This is a genomic window from Comamonas odontotermitis (genome assembly GCF_040396735.1).
GTDB lineage: Bacteria > Pseudomonadota > Gammaproteobacteria > Burkholderiales > Burkholderiaceae_C > Comamonas > Comamonas odontotermitis_C.
The window spans coordinates 124,589-143,039 of the sequence record NZ_JBEBNZ010000010.1; the positions used below are offsets into that span (position 1 = coordinate 124,589).

16 protein-coding genes, 1 other RNA gene and 4 pseudogenes are annotated in these 18,451 nt (G+C 54.5%); 7 read left to right on the top strand and 14 right to left on the bottom strand.

Annotated elements, in window-relative coordinates; translation table 11 throughout:
• Positions 1–430: 430 nt before the first annotated feature.
• The 7 genes and pseudogenes from ACH2DG_RS11135 to ACH2DG_RS11165 all read right to left on the bottom strand — a co-directional run.
• Positions 431–833 (bottom strand): annotated as a pseudogene (locus tag ACH2DG_RS11135) (IS3 family transposase); the annotation flags it as partial.
• Between the two features lie 295 nt (positions 834–1,128).
• Positions 1,129–1,485 (bottom strand): hypothetical protein, encoded by a 357-nt coding sequence (locus tag ACH2DG_RS11140; protein WP_395026143.1) that lies wholly within the window; start codon positions 1,483–1,485, stop codon positions 1,129–1,131.
• 248 nt (positions 1,486–1,733) lie between these two features.
• Positions 1,734–2,777 (bottom strand): hypothetical protein, encoded by a 1,044-nt coding sequence (locus ACH2DG_RS11145; protein WP_395026145.1) that lies wholly within the window; start codon positions 2,775–2,777, stop codon positions 1,734–1,736.
• 49 nt (positions 2,778–2,826) lie between these two features.
• Positions 2,827–3,276: a thermonuclease family protein gene (locus ACH2DG_RS11150; protein ID WP_395026146.1), complete on the bottom strand. Its 450-nt coding sequence runs from the start codon at positions 3,274–3,276 to the stop codon at positions 2,827–2,829.
• A 4-nt stretch (positions 3,277–3,280) separates the two neighbouring features.
• Entirely contained in the window at positions 3,281–3,748 is a 468-nt protein-coding gene (locus tag ACH2DG_RS11155; RefSeq protein ID WP_395026148.1) for a hypothetical protein, read from the bottom strand.
• Between the two features lie 5 nt (positions 3,749–3,753).
• Positions 3,754–4,896: a DUF3883 domain-containing protein gene (locus ACH2DG_RS11160; protein ID WP_395026149.1), complete on the bottom strand. Its 1,143-nt coding sequence runs from the start codon at positions 4,894–4,896 to the stop codon at positions 3,754–3,756.
• 129 nt (positions 4,897–5,025) lie between these two features.
• Positions 5,026–5,949: a restriction endonuclease gene (locus ACH2DG_RS11165; RefSeq protein WP_395026150.1), complete on the bottom strand. Its 924-nt coding sequence runs from the start codon at positions 5,947–5,949 to the stop codon at positions 5,026–5,028.
• A 321-nt stretch (positions 5,950–6,270) separates the two neighbouring features.
• Between ACH2DG_RS11165 and ACH2DG_RS11170 the strand changes: the two genes are divergently transcribed.
• Both ACH2DG_RS11170 and ACH2DG_RS11175 read left to right on the top strand, forming a co-directional pair.
• The gene (locus ACH2DG_RS11170; RefSeq protein ID WP_395026151.1) at positions 6,271–6,663 is read left to right on the top strand and encodes a nucleotide pyrophosphohydrolase; all 393 of its coding nucleotides are present in this window, start codon (positions 6,271–6,273) and stop codon (positions 6,661–6,663) included.
• A 2-nt stretch (positions 6,664–6,665) separates the two neighbouring features.
• Complete coding sequence (locus tag ACH2DG_RS11175) at positions 6,666–8,519, top strand: DNA/RNA helicase domain-containing protein (protein WP_395026153.1); 1,854 nt, start codon at positions 6,666–6,668, stop codon at positions 8,517–8,519.
• 44 nt (positions 8,520–8,563) lie between these two features.
• Here ACH2DG_RS11175 and ACH2DG_RS11180 read toward each other — a convergent pair.
• Positions 8,564–9,056, bottom strand: a pseudogene (locus tag ACH2DG_RS11180) (IS30 family transposase); the annotation flags it as partial.
• 379 nt (positions 9,057–9,435) lie between these two features.
• Between ACH2DG_RS11180 and ACH2DG_RS11185 the strand changes: the two are divergent.
• The 4 genes and pseudogenes from ACH2DG_RS11185 (at position 9,436) to ACH2DG_RS11200 (ending at position 12,263) form a co-directional block, all read left to right on the top strand.
• On the top strand, positions 9,436–10,911 hold the full coding sequence (locus tag ACH2DG_RS11185; protein WP_395026154.1) for a hypothetical protein: 1,476 nt from the start codon (positions 9,436–9,438) through the stop codon (positions 10,909–10,911).
• 295 nt (positions 10,912–11,206) lie between these two features.
• On the top strand, positions 11,207–11,530 hold the full coding sequence (locus tag ACH2DG_RS11190; protein ID WP_395026155.1) for a hypothetical protein: 324 nt from the start codon (positions 11,207–11,209) through the stop codon (positions 11,528–11,530).
• A 266-nt stretch (positions 11,531–11,796) separates the two neighbouring features.
• Positions 11,797–11,895 (top strand): annotated as a pseudogene (locus tag ACH2DG_RS11195) (DUF1153 domain-containing protein); the annotation flags it as partial.
• Between the two features lie 32 nt (positions 11,896–11,927).
• Positions 11,928–12,263, top strand: a complete 336-nt coding sequence (locus ACH2DG_RS11200) for a transposase (RefSeq protein WP_395026156.1) — start codon at positions 11,928–11,930, stop codon at positions 12,261–12,263.
• Positions 12,264–12,403: 140 nt separating this feature from the next.
• Here the strand turns inward: ACH2DG_RS11200 and ACH2DG_RS11205 are convergent, their stop codons facing one another.
• The gene (locus ACH2DG_RS11205) at positions 12,404–12,754 is read right to left on the bottom strand and encodes a hypothetical protein (RefSeq protein ID WP_395026157.1); all 351 of its coding nucleotides are present in this window, start codon (positions 12,752–12,754) and stop codon (positions 12,404–12,406) included.
• Positions 12,755–12,884: 130 nt separating this feature from the next.
• Positions 12,885–13,709: a hypothetical protein gene (locus ACH2DG_RS11210; RefSeq protein ID WP_395026158.1), complete on the bottom strand. Its 825-nt coding sequence runs from the start codon at positions 13,707–13,709 to the stop codon at positions 12,885–12,887.
• 162 nt (positions 13,710–13,871) lie between these two features.
• Here ACH2DG_RS11210 and ACH2DG_RS11215 point away from each other — a divergent pair.
• Positions 13,872–14,877 (top strand): annotated as a pseudogene (locus ACH2DG_RS11215) (integron integrase).
• Positions 14,878–15,139: 262 nt separating this feature from the next.
• On the opposite strand, the gene ACH2DG_RS11220 reads toward ACH2DG_RS11215, so the two are convergent.
• The 4 genes from ACH2DG_RS11220 to ubiG all read right to left on the bottom strand — a co-directional run bounded on the left by ACH2DG_RS11220 (position 15,140) and on the right by ubiG (position 18,364).
• On the bottom strand, positions 15,140–16,366 hold the full coding sequence (locus tag ACH2DG_RS11220) for a tyrosine-type recombinase/integrase (RefSeq protein WP_395026160.1): 1,227 nt from the start codon (positions 16,364–16,366) through the stop codon (positions 15,140–15,142).
• 217 nt (positions 16,367–16,583) lie between these two features.
• Positions 16,584–16,961, bottom strand: a transfer-messenger RNA (tmRNA) gene (gene ssrA, locus ACH2DG_RS11225).
• Between the two features lie 12 nt (positions 16,962–16,973).
• Positions 16,974–17,654 carry an HAD family hydrolase gene (locus ACH2DG_RS11230; RefSeq protein WP_395026161.1) on the bottom strand — a complete coding sequence of 227 codons (681 nt, stop codon included), beginning with the start codon at positions 17,652–17,654 and terminating at the stop codon, positions 16,974–16,976.
• The gene (ubiG, locus tag ACH2DG_RS11235) at positions 17,654–18,364 is read right to left on the bottom strand and encodes a bifunctional 2-polyprenyl-6-hydroxyphenol methylase/3-demethylubiquinol 3-O-methyltransferase UbiG (protein WP_395026163.1); all 711 of its coding nucleotides are present in this window, start codon (positions 18,362–18,364) and stop codon (positions 17,654–17,656) included. The genes ACH2DG_RS11230 and ubiG overlap by 1 nt, the downstream gene beginning before the upstream one ends.
• Positions 18,365–18,451: the final 87 nt, after the last annotated feature.

Here is an 18,451-nt window from a genome sequence, read left to right on the forward strand (position 1 = left end):
CATTGACCGCCGCTCATTTGAACCATGCGATCGGAGGCTCCCCAAAGCAGCAAACAACATCCGGGAAAGCAAGAACTAGACGTAGCCCGCGGGCTAAGGGGCTACGCTTGAGGCGCGCCCTCAACTCTCAATGATGGCATTGGCCACAGGGATTTTCTGCATGACAGCCGCCTAGAGATCCACGGCCGTCCGCGGCGTCTAGATCGAGACCACTAAGCTGTAGCGTGCAGGCAAGACATAGCGCTCTAGCGTTGGGCGCGTCTCCACCGCATCTTGATGCGATGAGCCGTGATGTCGTTGTCATTCTTCTGTAGCCAATTGGGATTGGAGCGATTGACCGCATCGCCCGCATTCTCAGGCTATGCGTGTTGATTCCAAGCAAAGCTGGCCCATCGAGGATGCAAATAAAAACTTGGACTGCTTTATGTCGCAATTCCAACGCTCTCTTGATGCCAATGGGGGTAAGGCCGCCCAGAGAGACCTTGATCCGTTTCTTGTTGTACTGAGGATGTAGGAATCCACTACCTGAATGAATGGCTCGAGGATCGCCCCCCTCCAGCCAGCCCTGGGGATAGAACAGTTCGCTCTTCAGCTGACCGCAGAAGCCTTCACAGGTGCGTTGCCAGAAGAACATGCTTTGCGAGACATAGAGCGTGAGCTTGGCACCGCTTATTCTTGTTCGCCAACCTGGCCAGCGGTAGTGCCCTCCCCCGATCAGAGGGAGCCACAGGCAGATCCGTGATTTCTGCCACCGTCTCAATAGCTGGATCAAGCACCGTGTTGGCCAGTTCGGCATCCGAGCTGGCTCCAATGGTCCAACTAATGACCAAGCCATGTGAATGCAACCGGTATTGACTGGCGTGAGGTAATCCTCGCGCTACTCAATGTAGACAAGGCCAGATGCAGAAAGCACTAAGCCCAATACGCCGAGACGCGCGTCAATTGCCATATGGCCTCCCATGCGCCAGGAAGGGCGTTGTGTGTGATAGTGGCGTGGCAAAATGCCGCGTAGTTGCTATCTGTAATGAAAAATGTGCGCCATTGATTGCATCGAGAAGCCAAACGGCGCCATCTAATCATCGCATTCAATACAACGGGTCATGGAAAAAATCACTATGCCCCGGTGCATCAATGTTTGCTTGGATCCTTCAAGGACGGCCCCTCACGCCAGCCCATGCCAAGGCTAGTCGCTCGCGTCGAGGTTGTAGCAAGCTGACGCGCCTCCTCAAGTGAGGCATCCTGAGCTGCTTGCCGCTTGGCTTGAAGGACTTGCTGACTCTTGTACCTTCGAATTTGCAGATCCCAGTAGTTAGCCATCTGATAGCCGAAGATGGAGGTGGCGACCGCCATGCACGCAGCAATCACTGAAGCCTCCCAAATTGGCCCAATCAATTGGTTTGAGATTGCAGGCGTTGCCGCAACCAGAGACATCAGTGCTACGAGGGAGGCCATGAAGGTGGAGCGATTCCTGTGAGATTCGTTCATTCCATCAAATCTTTCGTATACCTCCGCAGACATTTCCTCAGTATTCACTGCATCCTCAAGCTTGTCCCGCATTGCCCAAACGACAGTGGCACACATTGTGCAGAAGGGCGAGGCCAGACCTGACAGCCACGCGAGAATTTTGACGCTGTCCACGTATCGCCAGAGTGCCCATCCAACCGCTGCACCCAGAACCCACAATACTGGCAACGTAATCGGGCGTGGCACAGCGAGCCAGCTAGCAAGCTGGCTTACAACCCTTCCGCTTCGATTCTTGCGAGCAGCCATTTCTGTAGTTCCTGAAAGACCTCTGAGTGACTCAGTTGCCCATCGTAAGACTGTAGGCTGAGCGTGCCTGTAAGCCGAAGTTCTCCACCCTTGATCGAGCCGCCCTCCTTAAGCGTCAGCTCGGTCTCGACATCGTCCGCATGCCGTAAGGCCACGCCCAAGCTGTCCATCAACTTCTGACCGGCCTCAGTTGTCTTTCGGTTATAGCGCAACGTAACGAACATTTCGATGTTCGAGTCGGCCAAATCTTCAAAAGGTATCTTGGCGATATCAGCAGGCTTGAGCAGCTTCTTCAGTGCAGCCACCATCCCGCCTTCGTCCAAGTCAACAGATGATGTCTGAGATACCGGTGCGGAGCTGACGACCATCTGCGAGCCGGTTGCTACGCGCCCGGGTGGCATTGTGACAGTTGGAGTAGTAAGCGGCGGAGCGACTACCTCGCCCCCCAAGGTGATGCGTTTAACACCACCACCCGCCTCCATTTTCTTACGAACTGCTTTGGGCGGGGTGTCTATCAGCCTTAAAACCGTATCACCAGCCAGAGCCTTCGAAGCGTGAAGCATCCAAAGCAGGTAACTCTCAAGCTGTACAGCCTTCAATGCCTGCGACTGAATTAATGCTACGTGGTTTTTATAGGCCACAAAGAAAAGAATCGACTCAAGAAATTCTCGTCGCTTGCCATCATCCGTACTCGGTGCTGGAAGCTTCTCCAGCAGCACATCTTGAGCTTTGACATCATCGACCAAAAACAGAGGGTCTGTGCCTGGCGTATAGGTCATCAATGTACCAAAGGAGACCCCACTAGGCTCGTTTACTGGAGTTCCGATAACATGAAAGACAGGATCGTCTTCAGAGCCAATATTTCTACGCCGATCTCCTACAGTTGCCAGTTGCACCAAGGCTTTGGTAAGCAAAGAGGCCAATGTAACCCCTGCTCCAGGTGATTTATCAAAATGCACCGCTTTATAGGTAACCTTTTTATAAATGCGCTTTCCCTTATGAGTCATATATTTGGTGTCCTTTTGACTTTTTTATCTGCGTTGTTTAGCTAGCACTTCAAAGTTGTCTCGTGTCGACTACTGTGACGTTGTTTGCGCCATTCCCATAGCGGCAGAGGGTCGCTATCGGCCCATAGGTCGCGCGGCACCTTCCAGGCCTTATGCTGAAGCGAGCACAAAGGTGCATAGCCTTTGGCGTATCATCGACCCAGACCATGTCAGTGCGCACTTGCTGCTGAGCTACGTCTTGGCGCCGGCACTCGACGTACGCGAGCATGCACTGATAGCGGTCGTGGCCCTTTTCGGTAATGCGGGCTTGGTGTTGGAGGCACAGTTCTGCCAACGATTGCCTGCTGCGCTGACCGAAAGGCTGTCTGCTGCCGCGCGCATCAATTGCGGCAATACGGATGTGCTCCTGGTGGTATGCACCCAGCTCACCACAGCGTGCAGTCAGTGTGTCACAATCATCAATACCAACAATTAGATAGAGCGGGATGGCAGTATTCATCTTGCTACAAGGGCGACTTAATCACCGTGGCCTGCAGCTTCTGCGAAACCTTATCCGCACGTTTAAGCACATTAGTCACGCGGCGCAAATACATTTCACTGGTATCATTGGTTTGTACGTCAGCGGCTTCAAATGTCTCTAACCATTTAATTCGCCAATCAGCGAGTGCTGATTGGGCAGCTTTCCCTTTAATCAATCTTCCTAAGTCAGCATTTATTTGTTCCACCTCACCTCTCCCTTCTGACGTGCAATCAGACACAGACTCTGCGCTCTTGGCAGGCTCGGGGAGTAGCGCCATACGCCCTCGAAGTACGCAAATCTCATGCTGAGTGAAAAGGTTGCGATGCATGGCCTTCATCGCCCGCAGACGAACGTCTTCAGCGTGAGAGAGAAAAGGCGCTGCAAGCAGTACCGCAAGGACATAGATACGTGACGCAGACAGAAAACAGAAGGGATGATTCTCTTTAGGCATAGAAGCTATGCAAGTAAGCGACGGAATGAAGCGCGGTAGTCCAAGGGCTCCAGGTGGAGCTGGTCCACCAGCTTTCCCCGCAGAATATAGAGCCTTGGCGTTTGACGGAACTGGAAGACGCGGTAGAGGTAAAACGCCTCCTCCATTTCAGCCGCAAACTCCAGCTCATTGCGGCTGATCACAAACGATGAGCCGTGCCCGCCATTGGTAGTCTTGACTTCGATGTACCGAGGCTCGCCTGGCTCGTCATGTGAAAGGATGTCGTAGCCAGCACCATCGCCCAGACGATCAGATACCCAGTCCAGTTGCTGGAACAGCTCAGGACGGCCCGCATCATTCAGCCGCCGTTGCTCATAACCGATGACCCACTGCTCACCCGCACGGCCAAGAGTTCGGTTACCCTCGTCACGCTGAGCCCAGTCAATGCGCCGCGGCAGCCTGGGCTTGACATCCCTTGAAGACAACTGGACCACAGTTTCCATCGACGGCGGCTCCACAACCACCGCCTGGAAAGATTGCTCTGCCGGTGTTTTGACCTCTTCCAGTGCATTCACTACCTGCACCATGAGCTCTGGATGGTCGAGCACGAAACGCTGGACAGTCTGGCGCAGCAGAAGTTGGGCGTTGCTTCTCGGCTTATAGCCAGCAATGAACGGCAGTCCAAGCCCGTGCAACACGGCACTGATATTCTGGTGCTTCAGCTCAACCGATCCCTTACTGCGACCGCGTAGTTGCTGGCGAAGCTGAGCATTGAACTCCGTCTTCGTATAGTGCTTCTGCGCTGCTTCCAGCTCTAGCATCTCAAAGTAGGACGCTACCGTGGCGCGCACTTCGTCGACGCCCCAGTCCTCTCCAATCCGAACCACCTCAAATCCAAGGCGCTGGAGCTTTGCAACAACAGTGGCCTCCCCGCCGGAAAAATCTGATGGTTTAAGCGGCCCTTCTTGCGGAAACTGGTAGCCGAAAGCCGCGCCCACGATGGCCTTGGAATCGCATAGCTGACCCGAGCGCGCATCACGCACCAGAAAGTCTCGAGACTTTCCATAGCCGTACCGAGCAAGAAAGGTGGCCCGCCCCAATCGAACAAACTCATCGATCGCAGCCTGCACTGCAGCGGCGCTTTGTAGCCGTGACAGCTCAGCGAACATCCAAGCCCCCTCGCCGAATAGAAACGATAGCTGGAACCAAGCACGCAAGCAGATGTAGCCAGCACAGCGTGGACCCGGTCACCGGCCCAGCCCAACTGCCCGATTCCAGCCTGATCGACCAACTTGTAATCATCCCTGCCATCCGCTCATCTCCAGAGTGCCACGACATCCTTCGGAAAACGCTGAACAGCCCCAGAACGCTTTGCCTGCAGCCGGGCCTCGCTTCGCCACACGGCGCACCATTCCTTTGCCGCATGTCGGACAGCTGGGAATGGTGCTGGTCACTACAGGTATAGGGGAAGCCTCCGCAGCAGTTGGCGCAGCGTTGACCTGCGGTTCTGTCGGAGGTTGCTTCGAGGTGAGCCGACCTCCAGAGGGTTCAGAGCGTACTTTCCGCAGCAATTGCATCAGCGCTGATCCGTCAAGGAGTCGGATATTCCGGCCATTGGCAAAGGTGACGGCCTCCTTCGTGAATTGTCCCGACGTCACCACAAAACCGCCTGCTGCGCCGTCGGCAGCCATCACACCATACAACTCGCGCACGGTGGATACGCCGACCTTGAATGCCTTCCACTGTTTGCACTGCACCAAGAACTTCTCTCCGGACTTGGTCAGCACGAGATCTACGCCTCCATCAGGTCCACCGCCGCCTAGCTCCTTGACCTGGTAGCCACGACGCCTGAAGCCTTCGCCGACAAGCATTTCAAACTCCTGCCAGGTCATGCCACGCAATGCGTCTGCGCTATCGTTGGCGGAGACTGCGTTGTACACCGCACTTCTCCGGCGCCGACGGATCGCAGAGATCAACGCTCCAGCCAGGCAAATGACCGGAAGTATGTACTGCCCACTGCTGGCCAGCCCCTGCACAATCGCTGCATATGCAAGATCCCCCACCTTTGGCGCAGATGGAGCCAACACCGGTAACGGTCGGATGGCAATCGCATGCAGACTCCAGTAGCTCACCAATGCCAGCACAACGCTGGCCCACCATGGCAACATAGCCACAAGGTCTAAAAGATCCTCTGCGGCACTAGACTTGCGTCTTCTGGCCATATGCTCCCCCCAGCATCATTAGTCGGTTCATTACAAGAACATTTTGCAACATGTTCGGGGTATATTACTGAGAAAGCCGAGGAAATCATGTATTTAGTGGTGGACTTCCGGTCTGGAGTAAATGCCAACGGTACAACGCCAGCGCATCTATCGTTGCTGCGAGACCCCAAATCGCATGTCCTACCCAAAAAGGCTCGAGCAATACAAGCCAGCGTCGGCCTTATCGTTGGGGATCCGTACAAGCGATCCGCTAAACGTTCAGAGATTAGCCCTCTCTGATGCGCTCTACCAGTATTGAATCTCGATCACCTGCAATCCCTTATGCCAAACAGCACCAATACGCCCTTAGTTGATGTGAAGAATCTCCAGCGCGTGCTTCGAGATTTCGCGACCGAACGAGACTGGGAGCAGTTTCATTCGCCCAAGAACTTGGCCATGGCCCTTTCTGGTGAAGTGGGCGAGCTCACTGAGATCTTTCAGTGGATGACCGAGGCTGAATCGCGGGAAGCTGCACACAAGCCTGAGCTGGCTCAGGCCATTTCCGAAGAGCTCGCCGATGTCCTTCTGTACCTGGTCAGGCTCTCAGACGTGCTTGGTATCGATCTCGACCAGGCAACAAAATCCAAGCTTGCCATCAACGCGCGCAAGTACCCTGCCGATCAATCCAAAGGCAGCAGCCAAAAGCGCTACCTGCCCACCGCGGAAAAGGACTAGTCGTGATCGTCTACCAGGCTGACAAGCGCCAATTTCTCCGCGATCACGATGACGAAGATATTGACGATGTCATTCATCGCCACTACGTCTCTGCAACCGGGCGCAAGGTGTCTGAAGCCGAGGTGCGCTCCTGGCGTGAATCGCTGGGATTCATGGCCAAGGTTCTCCGAGACGATGAGATCCCAGACGACACCGGCCTAGCCGTTGAATTCCACATTCCCCAGAGCTCCAAGCGCATTGACATGACGCTGACTGGCTATGGGACTGACGGCGCCAAAACAGCGGTGATCGTAGAGCTCAAGCAGTGGGACCAAGTGAAACCTACGGCAAAGGACGCGGTAGTGATGACCTACCTTGCGAAGGCGCAGCGCGAAGTTGTCCATCCTTCCTACCAAGCTTGGTCATACGCGACCTTGATGGAGGGTTTCAACGAAGCTGTATATGACGGTGGCATCCAGCTCAAGCCTTGCGCCTACCTTCATAACTACGCCCGTGATGGCGTGATTGATGGCGCGCACTATGAGGACTACATCCAGAAGGCGCCGCTGTTTCTGAAAGGTAAGGACGAACGCGCGAAGCTACGCGATTTCATCAAGCAGCATGTGAAGCATGGCCAAGGTGCAGATGTGCTGTTCGAGCTCTCGAGCGGCCGCATCCGCCCATCCAAGGCCCTGGCCGAAAGCCTTGCTAACCTGCTCAAGGGCAAGCCCGAATTCGTCCTGATCGACGATCAGAAGACCGTCTACGAAGCATGCCGGGCCGCAGCATCAGCAGCCGCTGAAACCAAACCTCGAGTCTTAATCATCGAGGGCGGCCCTGGCACCGGCAAGACCGTGGTAGCCATCAACCTACTGGTCGCCTTGACTAAGCTAGGTCTTCTTGGCAAGTATGTGTCCAAGAACGCCGCACCTCGCAGGGTCTACGAAGCCAAGGTCACCGGCAGTATGCGCCGCAGTCACTTCGCCAACATGTTCACTGGATCCGGTGCATTCATCAATGGCACACCGAACGCATTCGACTTCCTTGTCGTGGATGAAGCACATCGGCTCAATGAGAAGTCTGGCCTCTACGGAAACCTTGGCGAGAATCAAGTCAAGGAGATCATCACAGCAGCGAAATGTGCGATTTTCTTCATTGATGAAGATCAGCGCGTCACGCTGCAAGACATAGGCTCCAAGGCCTTGATTCAGCGCTATGCTGCTGAGCAAGGCGCTGTCGTCGAGCACTTTCAGTTGGCCTCGCAGTTTCGGTGCAATGGGTCTGATGGATATCTGGCTTGGTTGGACAACACGCTGGACATCCGCGAAACCGCCAACCCGACACTTGATGGCAGCAACTACGAATTTCGTGTCTTTGATGATCCCGTCGCGCTTCATGAAGCCATTGAAGCGAGAAATACCCAGAACAAAGCCCGTGTCGTAGCGGGATACTGTTGGCCCTGGCTGAGCAAGCGCAACCCAGCGGCTTATGACATCGAGATCGGCCCCACATACAAGCGTCGATGGAATCTGGACCAAGATGGAAGCTTGTGGATCATCGCGCCGAACTCGGTGCAGGAAGTCGGCTGCATCCACACCTGCCAAGGTCTAGAGGTCGACTACATCGGGGTGATCATTGGTCCGGATCTCTTGGTGCGCAACGGCAGGATTGTCACGAATGCCCTCGCACGGGACCGCCACGATAAATCCCTAAAGGGCTTAAAGCGCTGGATGCACGAGGATTCAGCCGGTGCTGAAGAGGCTGCGGATGTCATCATCAAGAATACCTACCGTACCCTGATGACGCGTGGGATGAAGGGATGCTTCGTCTACAGCACAGATGCCGAGACGCTGGCATATTTTAAAAAAGCATGTTGAACTCCATGAGCCCCACGCTTCTATGTCTGACATTGAGTGTGGATTCAACCAGTCCATGCAACGCATTCATTAAACATCTCAGCCGGGGTTCTATACCCTAAGGTCTTCCGAGGCCGCTCATTCAATTTTCTCGCAATCGCATCCAGTTCATCCTGCGAGTAGCCTGAGATATCAATGCCCTTGGGAAGGTACTGCCTCAGTAGGCCATTGGTGTTTTCGTTCGTTCCGCGCTGCCATGAATTTTGCGGATCGCAGAAGTGCACCTGGATGTCGGTGGCCACGGTGAAGCGTTTGTGGCCCGCCATTTCCGATCCCCGATCCCAGGTCAAAGAACGGTAGAGCTCTTGTGGCAAGGTCCGTGCATGTCTAGCCAGCACCGCAGTAACGATGTAGGCGTCTTTGTCCACCAACTTGAGACAGCATCACGAAGGGCGTCTGTCGCTCCACCAGCGTCGCAATCTGGCTGTAGGCATCGCCGAACAACAGGTCACCCACCCACTCCCAGTGCCCTGGCACTGCCCGATCCTCGATGCAGGCTGATGGCCAGAAAACCCTCGATTCCTAGCTGCCCATGTCTCGTGGATGCCGCAAGTCGTGCTATTTCACCAACATGCACACCCACTTCACCTAGGCCTGCTCCGTGCACAGGCTATAGTGTTTGTAACGATTTCGTTCACGGACCTGGTCCAGTAATCGTGTGGCGGGCAACACAGGAGGGACGGCGGGTTTCATGGCTGAGTTTGGCACTGTATTTTTGCACAGCACATGCCAAAATAGTAGGCTGCAAGCCCCTTTCTGCATTTTTTTGTGCTAGTTTAGACCGCACGCCGGATATAGCCCGAGGCCTGGTGTGGTCTACATTACGTTCGGTTTCCTTAGCCAAGGGTTTTGACTACCAGAACAGTGAAAGAATCAAATGCAGGTTAGAGTCTATTTCTCTGATTATTTTGGTGTTGCACCAGAGGTGTTAGAAGCATACGGCGCATTCAATGTTTCGCTAATTAATGATCTCCCGGTATTCATTGATCCATTTTTGCTATTCAATAGCGAAAAGCCAGAATATCAAAACCTTCACTCGGGAATTATAAAATACGTTCGGTTTTTGCGGGATATGTCGGCAGAAGGCGATATATCTCCAGGACTTTTGAAATCATGGTATAGATTTCCAGAAGTAAAGCAAACTTGGCTGGGGTATAGCAAGGTTGGAAATGGCGGCTCCGGGCTTGGCCAAGCATTTGGCGCGGCACTCAACGACAATCTCCATTCGATCTTTCGAGATTTTGGAGAAGAAAAAATAACGAAGAGTAGTCACCTCGAAAAGCTATGCCTAATTAAAGACGGCGTAGGAAAAGACAATATCAGCGATTTTGCAACAAATCTAATCAAAGGATTTCTTTGCGATTACACGCAAACATTTGCAAAACAAAATTTGCCGGCAAACAGAATTAAACGCGTCCCTGTCACTCACACAAGGTTCAACTACGAAACGCGTAGCTGGCAGACTGCACATTATGAGTTGCCGTTCATCGACGGTGACTTTGTCTTGCTAACACCAAAAGACATTCTCACCAAGGATGAAGCGTGGATAAATAAGCATGATCTCATCGGCGATTTCGACGAAGTTTCTGCATCGCTGCCAAACGAAGTTCTTCGCAGCCAGGTCAACGAATATCTCACCCGACAAATTCCAGACGATGCTAATCAAAAGGACATAAATCGTGCGATTGCGGCCACGCTCAGAAAATTTCCAGAACTCATCGACTATTACATCAAATTCAAAGAGGATAACGGCGCAGGCGCTGTAAAGATCAGTGAGGAGAAGATCAAGGAAACAGAATCAGTTTTCATTAGCCAAGTCGGCAGTCTGATCAGAAAGCTGCATTCCGAAAAAAAATTTTATACAGAAAAAAGTGGGACATTCGATGAGACGCTCAAGCGGGTTCAATTTCTTAAGCAAGTGATTGAAAATAATGACGGCTATCGAGTTTTTTATGTCAAAGGCCAACCCGTCAAGCGTGAGTCTGACCTTCAACTTATGTTCCGACTTACTTGGTATGCTGCCCAAGACGATGTGAACAGTGAGGTAAACAATGGGAGAGGCCCAGTCGACTACAAAATATCAAGAGGCTCAAAGGACAGCACCCTAGTTGAATTCAAGCTTGCAAGCAATTCTAAACTTAGGCAGAATTTGGAGAATCAAGTCGCGGTTTATGAGGCAGCAAATCAAACAAAGCAGTCCATTAAAGTCATCATGTGCTTTTCTGATTTAGAGCTTGCAAAGACATTACGCATTTTGAATGAGCTAAAACTGACTGATTCAAAATCTGTTGTCATCATTGACGCAGGTCGAGAAAATAAGCCTTCAGCATCCAATGTCAAGACTGACAAATAATCAACCTACATCGCCAGTACCTTCGCAGAAAACCTAAATGTCGGTTCAACGCGGACGCCAACACTGGCCATGCCTTCGGTATTTTCATGGCCAGTGTTGGTGCCCTCCGCCTTCGGCGCTGGTTAACCTGGGCGTTAGACAACTAGAGGAGGCCCCGTGGAGACAGCAGCGGATGGGCAGACGTTGAAGGCCATATGGCGCCAAGGCGCTATTCCTGTTGTCTTTCGACGAGAGCGCCCAGCACCTTTGCTGGTCAAGGCGCCGTTTGCTGAAAGCAATATGGATTGGTTGCGCAATGACAATCACCGTAAGCCAGCCTGGAACTCTCAGTACAAAGCGTGGGAAATCCCAAGGGCTTGGTTCGAGTCTACGATCAGGCTATGCCTCACGCGATACTCAAGATGCTACATTGTTCAACTCCACCGAGAAAAGCAAATATGTGCTCCAGTGTGCTGGAACGCTAAAGGCATCGATTGTGAATGTTCATGCATGGGCGAAAACCATGGCTCCGGGCACCCCGGTGGCCGTTGGTATGAAATCGATGAAACATTGGCCGTATCCTGGGGTGTTCAAAAATATGCTTGCCGCTTGGTCAGGGGCAAATGAAACCAGAACATAGCCGCCTAACTGGTTGGCCAAGCGAGCGCCAACAAAGGGCATGCCTTTGGTATTCTCATGGCATCTTGTTGATGCCCTCCTCCGCACCTTTGGTGCTCAGGCGCCGCTTACCTTGGGCGTTAGTCGTCTGCAAGACCGATGGACCGCACGCCATACAACCTCCCCTTCACAGCTGACCGTGTTCCGATTTGGCGCTGCCCGTGTTATGGCGCTGTGTATTGACCCACTGAAAACCTGCTCAGGTGTTATCGTCGAAAGGATGACACCATGAGTCCCTTGATGGAAGAAGAGATCAAGCGCTGGACCGCAAAGCGCAAGACGGCACTGGTGCTGGAGATCATCCAGGGCAAGACCAGCGTGGCCGATCCAAGACAGCTGAGTCAGCACTGAAGCAAGCCTTGATTGCCCGCTTTGGCACGCTGGGCCGAGTTCCAGAGCCGTTCCTGCTGCGTTCGGACACCGGGCTAGTCTTCACCAGTCGCAGCTTCACCGCACTGGTCAAGAGCTACGGGCTGCGCCAGGAGTTCATCACGCCGCACAGCCCCGCGCAGAACGGTCTGGTCGAGTGGGTGATTCGTACGCTCAAGGAGCAATGCGTGCATCGGCACCGGTTCGAATCGCTGCAGCATGCCAGTCGCCTGATCGGGGACTGGATCCACTTCTACAACCACCGGCGCCCGCACCAGGCGCTAAACATGAGAACTCCCGCAGAGGCATTTGCATTAGCGGCTTGACCGGTGCAGGTTCTGCTAGGTCAATACATAAAAGCGGACGCTCAACGCCAAAGTTCAGGGACGCGCGCTTGGCTTGGCCGAAGCGCGCGGTGGTGGTGGCATCTCCTGCAACGTCCAGTGAGGCCGCGCGCCTTGCTCACTTAGAGCTCTTCCCAGTGTTTGTTCCAGGCATTGACGGTCTTTCCGGAAAGGCTCTTGGATACCGGAGTGAAGCGACGCATGTATCTCTTGCCATTCCATTCCACAACCTCCCTAGACTGCGCATTCGGAAACGCTGCATCCAGCGATGCGTTTCGTTCTTCCGTTGGTGTGCGTGCAAGCAAGCCGTTCGCCTTGAGTGCAGTCTCGATTGAGTGAAGCGTGGCCTTGGCAGCCTCGATATCAGCGCGACACTTGTTCGGATTGTTCCCCGAATAGTTGTCCCACTTTGCGTTCAGCGAATCGAGACTCGCTTTCGCAGCGATGTGGTCTTCGAGTGTGTATAGAGGCACTTTCTTTCCTTGAGTTGGGAGCATTCTCGGGTGCGAAGCGATTTGAGGAGCCTAACGCTCAAGTTAACCGGCGCCGGAGCACGGAGCGTACCCGCAAGCGGAGCTTGTGGGCATCGGCTTGACCAACCAGTTAGGCCACAGTTCGAAGTACAGCTTTCGCGCCTAGGAGATCCGCTACCTCTGCCAAACGCTTCTTGGAGAAATTCCATCCTTTACCCCCCGTCTTCAGTGGGATGTACTTCCCTCCGAGATCCTTAAGTTCCTCCTTCTTTGTCACAGTGTTGCCTCGAACGGCAAAAGACCTTTCGCTGTAGTCCTCAAACCAGATTTCCTCTTCGGTGGCCGTATCAACCGGTTTGGGCTCGGACACCGAAGTAGTTGGCACAATTGGCTCACTTGCAGAAGCTCGAGCTTCTTTTACAACGCTGGGATTGACTACCGTTCCGACTGACATACCGCGCATAACGATGGTTAGATGCCGAGACAGCTTTTGCTTGAGTTCGTCAATAGAGCAGTACTGTTCTTGGATGCCCTTATCGCGGATTGATTTTTTGAACTCCTTGAGCTTTTCAAGCTGAGTTGTGTCGATGTTATCGAGGTCAACCTGAGCTTTTGAGTAATAAAGCATTACGGGCTTGCTGCTCTTTAAGAACCACTTGATTTCCTCAACAGTGCCGCTGTCCTCCACCCCGGTGGGTGATCCAAGGCGAGTCCAGAAAGCGCCAATGAGCATGTCACATGCTCGAACCACTTGATCATTGATGATGCCCTGTGGCCGGTCTCCCATTGCAGGCGCGCTATGCGACTCCCACATTACAGGAAGTAGAACTTTTCCTGTTTCTTGGGAATTTAAGGCGTTCCACTCATGCAAACTTTGTGCGATTGCTTCGCGTTCCGATGGAACATCAGACGGCGATGCGATAAGTACGTTAAATACGGTAGCGGAAAACGGCAAATTTTTCTCCTTTTGTTTGTGTGGCCTAACGCAATGTAGACCGCGCTAACCCGCAGGCCATATCTGGCGCTTGCGGTCTAAATTGGCACGCAAAAATGCCGCAAGGGATAGCGTGGCCCTGTAGCAGGTGAAGTGAATAAAAACACAGTACTAAATCTAGCCATAAAACCCGCCGCATCTCCTGTGTTACGCGCCAAACGGTTGTTGAATCATTTCCGCGAACGAATTTGTAACAGTCACTATAGTCTACTCATGGAGCAAGCCTATGTGCAATGGGCTAATCTGTTTGCAAAACGACACGGTTTGCGACACCTAGATACATAAGGCTACAGGAAATCGCAGGTTTTTTTGGCCATGTTGGCCAATGAGCAGAGGGGAGCGGCTGCCCCGCACAACCAGGCGTTGAGCACACTGCTATTCCTCTACCGCGAGGTGTGGGCATGGACCTGCCATGGCTCGATGGCGTTCAACGCCCGCGCACGCCCAAGGGCATTCCCTCGGTTTTGACGGTGGCCGAGGTGGCGGCTCCGCTATTGGCGTTGCCGACCGATATGGCCTTGCTCGCCCGCCTGCCGTACGGCACCGGCATGCGGCTGATGGAAGGCCTGCGCTTGCGGGTCAAGCACGTGGACTTTGATCGCGGGGTTATAGTGGTGCGACAGGCCAAGGGCGACAAGAATCGGGTGGTGATGCTGCAGCACAGCCTTGCATCCGATCTGCGCCAACAGGTGCTGCAAACGCGTGCACTGTGGGAGCAAGACCGGCAGGCCCAGCGCGGTGGCGTGGACGTTCCGCATGCACTGGAGGCCAAGTACCCGGGATGGGGCTGCGCTGAGGATGGCTCTGGGTGTTTCCCGCTTCCTTCCTGTCGGTGGACCCGTGCACAAGTGTGTGGCAACGCCATCACCTCTATGAGGAGCGATTACATCGCACACTAAAGAAGACCGTGACACAGGCGGGCATTTGCAAACCCGTTTCGGTGCACACCTTGCGCCGCAGCTTCGCCACGCAACTGTTGCCGTCGGGCACCGACATTCGCACAATGCAGGAGTTGCTGGGGCATTCGGATGTAAGCCCAACGATGATCTATGCCCATGCCCTGAAAGTCGCTGCCGTAGGAACCGCCAGCCCGTTGGGCTCGTTGGCGTTGAACATGCAGCCTGACTGAATGACGGCTTTGGAGCTTCTAACTGGATGGCGGCTCAGGGTCGGCAGCCGTCTGGCAATGACTGATCGACTGCAGTGCAGCCTTGAGCGGCCGCAACCGCTGCGAAGCCGACTTTGACCGCTGCAGCCATAGAGTGGCAATGGCGGGGCGTTCTCTGCTTATCAGGGAACGTTATTCAACGCTTTCATGATCGGTGGTTACGACGCAAGCGCATTGGTCGCAAGCTCTGGACTTCCTGACTGGAAGGAGCTGACATATGCCCCTATGAGTGGACAATCTGCCTTTGCCGAAGTTGATCAAGATAGTCAGCCCATTGCTGCATCATCCGTGCCCGCTGGGCCAGATACTGCGTACGGTTGTAGGCGCGCCCATTTGCGTCCTTCACGGCATGGGCCAGCTGCGCCTCAATGAGGATGGGATCAACCTCCAGCCGCTCCGCCAGCATCGTGCGCGCCGTTGCCCGGAAACCATGCCACGTCTGGATCTCCGGCGTATAGCCCATCGTGATCAACGCCGTACGCACCGAGTTCTCCGAAATCGGCCGATCATGGTTACGCTCGCCAGGAAACACCAGGGCTCCACGCCCTGTCAATGGATGCAGTTCCCGCAGTATCGCCACCGCCTGGGTGGACAAGGGCACGAGGTGCGGATCCCCATATTCCTTCCCCTCCTTGCCACGCTTCATCCGAGCGGCAGGTATGGTCCAGAGAGCCCCATCAAGATCGACCTCGGCCCACGCCGCACCCCGAAGCTCGCCTGGACGCTGGAATAGAAGCGGAGCGAGCTGCAATGCGGCACGCACAATGAGCCCTCCCCTGTAGGCTTGGATGGCCCGCAGCAACTCTCCCAACTTTTCAGGATCGGTGATCGCCGCGAAGTGCTTGCCGCGGTAGGGTGACAGTGCCCCCTTCAGGTCGCCGGTGATGTCACGCTCCACCCTGCCCGTGGCCACCCCATAGCGCCAGACTTGGCGGGCCACCATCAGCCCGCGATCCGCCGTCTCCATGGCACCGCGCGCCTCGATCTTGCGCAAGGTCGCCAGCAACTCCACCGGTTCGATGTCAGCCAGTCGGCGATCGCCCAACCAGGGGAACAGATCCCGCTCCAACTGCCGCAATACGCGGATTGCATGGGTGTCGCTCCACTGAGCCTTCTGCTTACCGAACCACTCCAGGGCAACGACCTTGAAGGTGTCGCCCTCCGGGTTCATGGCCTTGAGCTTCTCGACCCTGCGAACCTGGACCGGATCCACCCCCGTGGACTTCTGCAGCCTGGCAACATCCCTGGCCTTGCGCGCCGCCATCAGGCTGACCGTGGGGTAACTGCCAAGAGCCATTCGCCCCTCTTTCCCGTTGTACCGGTACTTCCAGAACCAGCGCTTGGATCCGGCAGGGGAAATTTCCAGGTACAAGCCTCCCGAGTCGGCGAGGCGCTCTCGCTTGGCATCGGGGGAACAAACAGCGTTTCGGCATTTCAAATCGGTCAGCATGGGGGAACAACTCCTGTGACTTTTGGGCCTTTCTCCCTCGAGAACGGGGGAACAACTGCCTAAATTCTACGATTTTTTGCCCTGTTCCCCCATTCGTTCCCCCACCCCACTCCGGCTGCCAGCAAATCTTCCCGGACGGCAATGAACGCTAAATCATTGATTATTCAAAGAAAAAAGGCGTTCACCGGATGTTGGTGAACGCCTTTGGACGTCATAGTGGTGGAGCTGGCGGGAATTGAACCCGCGTCCGTAAGCCTTCGTCGAGCAGATCTACATGTTTAGCGTTCTGGTTTGAATCTCACCTGCTGTATCGCGCAGACGCACGCTATATAGCAAGCCAGTGCCCTATTTTCTTGTCATCTGCCAAGACACCCGGCAGACGACCAGCTGATGAAAATTCCCTTGCAGCCTGGAGGTATTGCTACCCCCTTGCCCAGCCCATCAGCGTGCTGTTGCAAGGCTCACCGGATTTAAGCGGCGAGTGCGAAACGTTCGTCGTTTGCAGTTAGTTTTTTGAATGGAGATTTACGAGCGTCACTCAAGCTCGACATGCACCACACCGATCCCGAACCCACGTCGAAACCAGGACAGCCCCATGGCATGTATTTTAGGACAGATTCAACCGTTTCAAGAGCTCGTGGGGAGATTCGATGACATCATCTGCCTGCCAATGGGCAACAGACTGCTTTTCGCCCAGGTAGCCATAGACGGCAGCCACGGTATACATGCCTGCCGCCTTACCGGCCAGAATGTCGCGCTCATCGTCGCCCACATATACACAGGACTCAGGCGCAACGCCAATACGGCGAGCCGCCTCGAACAAGGGTTCAGGATGCGGTTTGGCATGCGGCGTGGTGTCGCCACTGACGACCGCACCCGCCGTTGCAAACAGGCTCATCTGCCGGGACAAGGGCTCCGTAAAGCGCTTGGACTTGTTGGTAACCACGCCCCAGTGCAATTGGCGCGTCACAATATTTGTCAACATTTCTGAAACACCATCGAAAACCGTGGTGTCCTGCGTCATACGGCGTTCGTAGTTCTGAAAGAACTCTTCACGCATGACGGGAAACTGCTCATCTTCCGGATGCAAACCAAAGGCAACACGCAGCATCCCCCTTGCACCTGACCCCGCAAAAGGACGGTAATCTGCCATGGGTAGCGAGGGCAAGCCACGCACCACGCGCATCTGGTCCGCCGCAGCCCCCAGGTCGGGGGCACTGTCGATCAAGGTACCGTCCAGATCAAACAAGATGGCTTGGATAGGATTTTTCAGGCGGCCGAGCGACATCAGATTGGCTTTCGGGTTGCAATCATGTAATTGACACTGGCGTCGTCATTGAGCCAGTAGCGCTGCGTGAGAGGATTGAACTGCAAGCCCTTGCTGTGCTCCAGCACCAGACCTGCATCGCGGCAATAGCCAGCCAGTTCTGCCGGGCGAATGAACTTGGCGTACTCATGGGTTCCTTTGGGCAGCATCTGCAGCAGGTATTCGGCCCCTACGATTGCCAGCGCAAAGGCTTTGGCATTGCGATTGATGGTAGAAAAAAACACCCATCCCCCAGGCTTGACCAGGTCGTGGCAAGCCTTGACCACCGAAGCAGGATCGGGCACGTGCTCCAGCATTTCCATGCAGGTCACCGTATCAAAACTCTCGGGTTGCAGCATCGCCAGGGCCTCAACAGCGATTTCCTTGTAGGTGACATTGGGTGTCTGGGCCTCCAAAGCGTGCAGTTGTGCAACCCGCAAGGCCTTGGTGGCCAGATCGATACCCGTGACGGTCGCACCCTTGCGCGCCATGGAATCGCTCAAAATGCCGCCGCCACATCCTACGTCAAGAACATTCTGGCCTTGAAGGGGACTGTAGGCGTTGATCCAGTCCAGGCGCAAAGGGTTGATCTGGTGCAGGGGTTTGAATTCACTGTCCGGGTCCCACCAGCGCATGGCGAGTTCGGAAAACTTGGCCAATTCGGCCGGATCGGCGTTCACTGTCTGGTTCATGGCCTCATTGTCCACCATCTGCAAGTCGGCGAAGTGACCCGTCCTAGATTAGGTTGACACCTGGGACGGTAATTCAAGCCGGCGGAT

What these genes read in the sequence shown, in the direction of transcription:
- ACH2DG_RS11160 (WP_395026149.1), bottom strand. Translation starts at nt 4,896, where the DNA reads ATGTTCGCTGAGCTGTCACGGCTACAAAGCGCCGCTGCAGTGCAGGCT.
- ACH2DG_RS11190 (WP_395026155.1), top strand. Translation starts at nt 11,207, where the DNA reads ATGACAATCACCGTAAGCCAGCCTGGAACTCTCAGTACAAAGCGTGGG.
- ACH2DG_RS11150 (WP_395026146.1), bottom strand. Translation starts at nt 3,276, where the DNA reads ATGAATACTGCCATCCCGCTCTATCTAATTGTTGGTATTGATGATTGT.
- ACH2DG_RS11155 (WP_395026148.1), bottom strand. Translation starts at nt 3,748, where the DNA reads ATGCCTAAAGAGAATCATCCCTTCTGTTTTCTGTCTGCGTCACGTATC.
- ACH2DG_RS11230 (WP_395026161.1), bottom strand. Translation starts at nt 17,654, where the DNA reads ATGTCGCTCGGCCGCCTGAAAAATCCTATCCAAGCCATCTTGTTTGAT.
- ACH2DG_RS11140 (WP_395026143.1), bottom strand. Translation starts at nt 1,485, where the DNA reads ATGAACGAATCTCACAGGAATCGCTCCACCTTCATGGCCTCCCTCGTA.
- ACH2DG_RS11165 (WP_395026150.1), bottom strand. Translation starts at nt 5,949, where the DNA reads ATGGCCAGAAGACGCAAGTCTAGTGCCGCAGAGGATCTTTTAGACCTT.
- ACH2DG_RS11220 (WP_395026160.1), bottom strand. Translation starts at nt 16,366, where the DNA reads ATGCTGACCGATTTGAAATGCCGAAACGCTGTTTGTTCCCCCGATGCC.
- ACH2DG_RS11185 (WP_395026154.1), top strand. Translation starts at nt 9,436, where the DNA reads ATGCAGGTTAGAGTCTATTTCTCTGATTATTTTGGTGTTGCACCAGAG.
- ubiG (WP_395026163.1), bottom strand. Translation starts at nt 18,364, where the DNA reads ATGAACCAGACAGTGAACGCCGATCCGGCCGAATTGGCCAAGTTTTCC.
- ACH2DG_RS11170 (WP_395026151.1), top strand. Translation starts at nt 6,271, where the DNA reads ATGCCAAACAGCACCAATACGCCCTTAGTTGATGTGAAGAATCTCCAG.
- ACH2DG_RS11145 (WP_395026145.1), bottom strand. Translation starts at nt 2,777, where the DNA reads ATGACTCATAAGGGAAAGCGCATTTATAAAAAGGTTACCTATAAAGCG.